We start from the raw sequence: 5458 nt of genomic DNA on the forward strand, positions 1-5458 counted from the left end.
ATTCGTCGTCGTCGTCGTCGCCGCCGCCGCCTCCTCCTCCTCCTCCTCCTCCTCCTCCTCGTCGTCCTCCTCCGCCTCCTCCTCCCTCGTCGTTTGCCTGCCTCCTCCTCCGCCTCCCTTGCCGCCCCTGCTGCCTCCTGCCTCCTCCTCCTCCTCCTCCTGCCTCCTGGCCTCCCCTGGCCAACCTCGCCTCCGTGCTGCTGCTGCCCCCGCCCAGACTCTGCCGCCTCAGCCTCAGCCTCAGCCTCAGCCTCCGCCTCCTGCTGCCTCAGCCTCAGCCTCAGCCTCAGCCTCCACCTCAGCCTCAGCCTCCGCCTCCTGCCTCAGCCTCCGCCTCCGCCTCAGCCTCCTGCTGCCCCGTCTGCCTGCCTGCCTGCCTGCCTGCCTGCCTGCCTGCCTGCCTGCCTGCCTGCCAACGTTTTGTTTTTCGTTCAATTCATATTTTAAGATAAGACTTGGTAGAAATTCATTTTTGTCAAATGTGTTTTTCCCTCCACTTGCATCAAGCTGTGTTCTCCAAGTAACCATTTGAGATATTTTTTCATACCTAAAACCTAAAATAGAGCTTAGTTTGTCAGACAATTTATATTCGATACTAGCAAATCCAGCATGAATATCCTGATCACCACTATATGTTTGAGGAGTCATTCCTGCAAAAGCACTAATTCCAAATGTACCATTGCTATAATTTTGCTGATTAAAAAACGCATCTAAATTATTTGGTATTACATTTGTATTTTGACCAGCCTGGCTTACGTTAAAGTTAAATTGAATAGCTTCAAAATCACGTTTTTTAAATTTACCATTATAACCAACAACTATCTTTCCTTTAGAGTTTCCACTTTCTTTATCGCCTATTTTGTAAGTAAAAGCAAGGTTAGCTGCTGTCTCATCTTCTTTTAGGTTTTGGTAGTATCTTTGATTATCAGTAATTGTAGTTTGAGCAATGGAATAAATACCTGATGCACGGTCTAAAAACATTTTGTTTTGAGTCCTGTCTGGCATATCACCTTTAACAGTGTTGTGTGAAACTCCCCAGTCAAAATCAATTTTATCATTTATTTTATGGTTACCTAAAAGCTGATTGATAAAAACAGTATTTTGTGTAAACGTACTCCTTTGAACAAGTAAATCAGCATCATCATTATCAAAATCTCTATCACTACCAAAATAACTATCTCTGGTTTGTTCAGATGAATTGATGAACAAGAAGTTGTAACCAATTTTATGTTTTTTGTTAATGCGGTAATTGGCATTAAACATTCCTGTAGAGTTGGTATTGTATGTATATTTTTCTTCATTGAAGGATTTTAGTTCAACTCCTTGAGCGTTTACAGTTTGGCTTAACCCTTCTCTATATTCGTAACCATTGTTGAAACTTGCAGTTCCAAAAAGGCTAAGCTTTCCTTCTTCACCAATGTTAAATGTTTTCCCTGCTTTAACACTAAAATTGCCTGCAATAGGTGCTTCTTTTACTGGGTTTAAGCTATTTCCAAAATTATATCCTGTCAAAGCATTTTGAGGAACTCCGTAAGAAACAAAACCTGATTTATTTGGACCTTGTTGTAGTAAAAAGTTATCAGAATTTTGCAATGCATTTGTATTAACTTTCGATCCTAATGAGATTTCAAACATTCCTTTTCCGCGGTAATCTTTAGATACAATATCTACATTTCCTCCAGCAAAATCACCATACATTTTTGAACTGTAAGATTTGTCAATCGAAATGTATTCAACGATGTCGGTAGAAAAAATATCCAGTGAAATATTCTTTTTCTCAGGATCATTTGATGGAATTGGTAATCCGTTCATTGAAGTAGAATTGTAACGGTCACCAAGTCCTCTTACATAAATGTTGTTGCTTCCTTCTTGTTTTGAAACTCCAGATGTTTTTGTTACGGCAGCAGCTACATCGCCAACACCTTTTCTTGATAATTCTTGTGCGCCAATAGTTTGTTTAATGTCTACAGCGTTTTTTTGATCTAATAATAGAGCGGTTTCTTTTTGTCTGCTTACAGACGATGCTTTCACTACTACATCTTTAAGAGTATAACTTCCTGAAGATAATGTTTGATTAACAGTTGTAGTTTCATTTGCTTTAACAATTACGATTGCTTCTACAGTTTCATACCCCAAGAAACTATAAATTACTGTGTAGCTACCAGGAGCTATGTTTATCGAGTATTTACCATCGATATCAGTATTTGCGCTGTTGTTAGTTCCTTTAATAAGAACGTTTGCAAATGGAAGTGCTTCATTATTACTTTGTTTGTCGGTTAAAACCCCAGAAATTGTACCTTTGGTCTGAGCCATAGAAACAGCACAAATAAATAATGTAATAAATAGAAATTTTAAGTTGAATTTCATTTTCGTTTGTTGTTTGTTTATTTTTTTGCAAATAAAGGACGGCTGTGTAAAGTTGATGTTAGCTACTTGTTATTGTTTTGTCTCCAATATATTATGAAATTGTTATGAGATTAAATTACGGTTAACACTACTTTTTAACAGTCGATTTATTATTATCTTTACACTCGCAACTAGATTCATTGAATGTTATATAGTATAAGTATCAATGAGATAACCCAATTTTTGCCATTTTATGAAAAAAACACAAACTAAGATTTTACTAGTAGATGATGAACCGGATATTTTAGAAATTGTTGGATATAATCTTTCTCAGGAAGGCTATCAGATAATTACTGCCTCTAACGGAAAAGATGCAATTGCAAAAGCACAAAAAGAATTGCCAGATCTTATAATAATGGACGTTATGATGGCCGAAATGGATGGTATGGAAGCTTGTGAGCATATTCGAAAAATCCCTGAATTAAATAATGTTATCATTACATTCTTAACAGCAAGAAGTGAAGATTATTCTCAGGTTGCTGGTTTTGATGCTGGAGCAGATGATTATATCACTAAGCCTATTAAACCAAAATTGTTGGTAAGTAAGGTAAAAGCATTGTTGAGACGCTTAAAAGAGCAAGAGGTTAGTAGTGATACATTAAATGTAGGTGGTATCGAAATTAATCGTGAAGAATATAAAATCGTAAAAGATAATATTGAAATTGCTTTGCCTAGAAAAGAATTTGAATTGTTTTATTTATTGGCTTCAAAACCTGGAAAAGTATTCAAGCGTGATGAAATTCTTGATAAAGTTTGGGGCAATGAAGTAGTTGTAGGTGGAAGAACGATTGATGTGCATATTCGAAAATTGAGAGAAAAAATGGAGAAGATTTATTTAAAACCATCAAAGGAGTAGGATACAAATTCGAGGTTTAAAATAAAGATTACCAACCAAAAGCATAATGCAAAGAAATGAGAATTATCTTTGTAAAAGCTATCCATGAATTAAATGAAAATAAGTTTTAAAAAAACCTATAAGTTTGCTGTAAAGTCAGCGCTATATATTAGTCTCTTCGCTACAGGATTTGTAATGCTTTTGATTTTATTATTCTTCAAAAATAAATCAGAAAACCTATTACTATTTGGTCTAGTCTTTATCATATCAGTATATGCATTCTCATTTGTAGTTATTCAATATCGTGTAGAGCGTTTTATTTATAGAAGAGTAAAGAAAATCTATGATGAGGTTTCGTTACTAGAATCTAGTACGCTTATCAACCAGCCGATAACTACGGATATGGAAACGCTTTCGCGCGAAGTCAAAAAATTTGCTACCGATAAAAAGCTTGAAATCGAAATGCTGGAAATTCGTGAAGAATACCGTCGTGAGTTTTTGGGTAACGTTTCGCATGAGCTTAAGACTCCATTATTTACTGTTCAGGGTTATGTTTCAACATTACTAGATGGAGCGATGGAAGACAAGACTATTCGAAAAAAATATCTTAAACGAGCTGAAAAAGGAGTAGAGCGATTAATTTATATTGTCGAAGATTTAGATATGATTACTAAATTAGAATCAGGAGATTTAAATTTGATAATTACTAATTTTGATATCATAGAGCTTATTCAAAATGTTTTTGATTTATTGGAAATGAAAGCCGATAAAAAGAAGATAAAATTAACTTATGAGAAGAAATATCTGCAACCTATTTTCGTTAAAGGGGATAAAGATAGAATTCAGCAAATACTAGAAAATCTGATTGTAAATTCTATTAAATATGGTAGACAAGGCGGAACAACAGAAGTAGGAGTCGTAAATCTAACAAAGAAAAAAGTACTTATTCGTATTAGTGATAATGGAGAAGGAGTGGAGAAACAAAATATACCAAGGCTTTTTGAACGCTTTTACAGAGTAGATAAAAAGTGGAGCTCGCTCTAGAGAAGGAGGGTTCCGGATTAGGACTCGCCATTGTTAAACATATTATCGAAGCTCATAAAGAGAAAGTTTATGTAGAAAGTGAGTTTGGTATTGGTTCTGAATTTTCGTTTACCTTAGAAAAGGCATATAAAAGTACTTACTCTGACGTTAAATAAATGTAATCTTAATACTTTGATTCGGTATATAATACTCCCCTTTTAACATCAATTTAAAACTGTCGGTCAGCGCTTAATATTAAATTCTCATTATGATAACATCTTGGTAACGTTATGTTAACCTTGATGGGTGATTTTTGCATTCTGAACGAGGAGTTAAAAAAATAAGATGAGAAAATTTTTAGTTGTAGTTTTATCTTTAGTGGCAAGTGGAATTCATGCACAAGAGATAAACAAAGAAGAAATAAAGAAAGAGGTAGTTCGTATTTTAGATTCTATTAATAAGGCAAAAGAAATTGCAACGATCGCAGAACCAAAGTTGGAACCTGCTCCTAAAGATGAAGAAAGGAGCACTGGTACGAAAAATTTCTTTGAGAGGTTATGCACAAATAAGATATAACGGATTGTTGTCTACCAATGATAAAGTTTCATGCGAGCAGTGTGATAGATCTTGGGGAACAACTTCTACAGAGCCAAATGCAAAATCTAATAATGGATTTTTCATAAGACGTGCACGATTAGTATTTTCAGGGCAAGTACATCCTAATGTATATTTTTACTTTCAACCAGATTTTGCAAGTTCACCAAGTACAGGAATTAACAATTTCGTTCAAATTAGAGATATATTTTTTGATATTTCTTTTGATCCTAAAAGAGAATATCGTGTTCGTATAGGACAAAGTAAAATTCCTTATGGTTTCGAGAATATGCAATCTAGTTCTGTTCGACTTACTTTGGATAGAAACGATGCAATGAATAGTGCGATATTGAATGAACGTGATTTATGGAGTGTTTTTTTATTGGGCACCAAGCAAAATAAGAGAGCGTTTTGAAATGTTGGTAAAAGACGGCTACAAAGGTTCAGGTGATTATGGTGTTTTTGCTTTTGGAGTTTATAACGGTCAAATTGCAAATAAATAGATAGTAACAGAGATTTAAATGTTGTAGCTAGAGTAAGTTATCCTTTTGTAGTAGGAAGTCAAATTATTGAGCCAGGAATTCAGGCTTATACAGGGAA

Annotated in this window: 3 protein-coding genes and 2 pseudogenes; 4 read left to right on the forward strand and 1 reads right to left on the reverse strand. The window is 35.2% G+C overall.

What is annotated here, in order from left to right; translation table 11 throughout:
• Window positions 1-246 precede the first annotated feature (246 nt).
• Window positions 247-2367, reverse strand: a complete 2121-nt coding sequence (locus tag AC1RYN_RS02415; protein WP_481805691.1) for a TonB-dependent receptor — start codon at window positions 2365-2367, stop codon at window positions 247-249.
• Between the two features lie 232 nt (window positions 2368-2599).
• On the opposite strand from AC1RYN_RS02415, the pseudogene AC1RYN_RS02420 reads away from it, so the two are divergent.
• The 4 genes and pseudogenes from AC1RYN_RS02420 to AC1RYN_RS02435 all read left to right on the forward strand — a co-directional run bounded on the left by AC1RYN_RS02420 (window position 2600) and on the right by AC1RYN_RS02435 (window position 5273).
• Window positions 2600-3282 (forward strand): annotated as a pseudogene (locus AC1RYN_RS02420) (response regulator transcription factor).
• A 73-nt stretch (window positions 3283-3355) separates the two neighbouring features.
• Window positions 3356-4440, forward strand: a pseudogene (locus AC1RYN_RS02425) (sensor histidine kinase).
• Window positions 4441-4609: 169 nt separating this feature from the next.
• Window positions 4610-4840: a hypothetical protein gene (locus AC1RYN_RS02430; RefSeq protein WP_481805692.1), complete on the forward strand. Its 231-nt coding sequence runs from the start codon at window positions 4610-4612 to the stop codon at window positions 4838-4840.
• Complete coding sequence (locus tag AC1RYN_RS02435; protein ID WP_481805693.1) at window positions 4779-5273, forward strand: porin; 495 nt, start codon at window positions 4779-4781, stop codon at window positions 5271-5273. Before AC1RYN_RS02430 ends, AC1RYN_RS02435 begins: the two co-directional genes overlap by 62 nt.
• Window positions 5274-5458 lie beyond the last annotated feature (185 nt).

Source organism: Flavobacterium sp. TC780 (genome assembly GCF_056783245.1).

What these genes read in the sequence shown, in the direction of transcription:
- AC1RYN_RS02415 (WP_481805691.1), bottom strand. Translation starts at nt 2,367, where the DNA reads ATGAAATTCAACTTAAAATTTCTATTTATTACATTATTTATTTGTGCT.
- AC1RYN_RS02430 (WP_481805692.1), top strand. Translation starts at nt 4,610, where the DNA reads ATGAGAAAATTTTTAGTTGTAGTTTTATCTTTAGTGGCAAGTGGAATT.
- AC1RYN_RS02435 (WP_481805693.1), top strand. Translation starts at nt 4,779, where the DNA reads ATGAAGAAAGGAGCACTGGTACGAAAAATTTCTTTGAGAGGTTATGCA.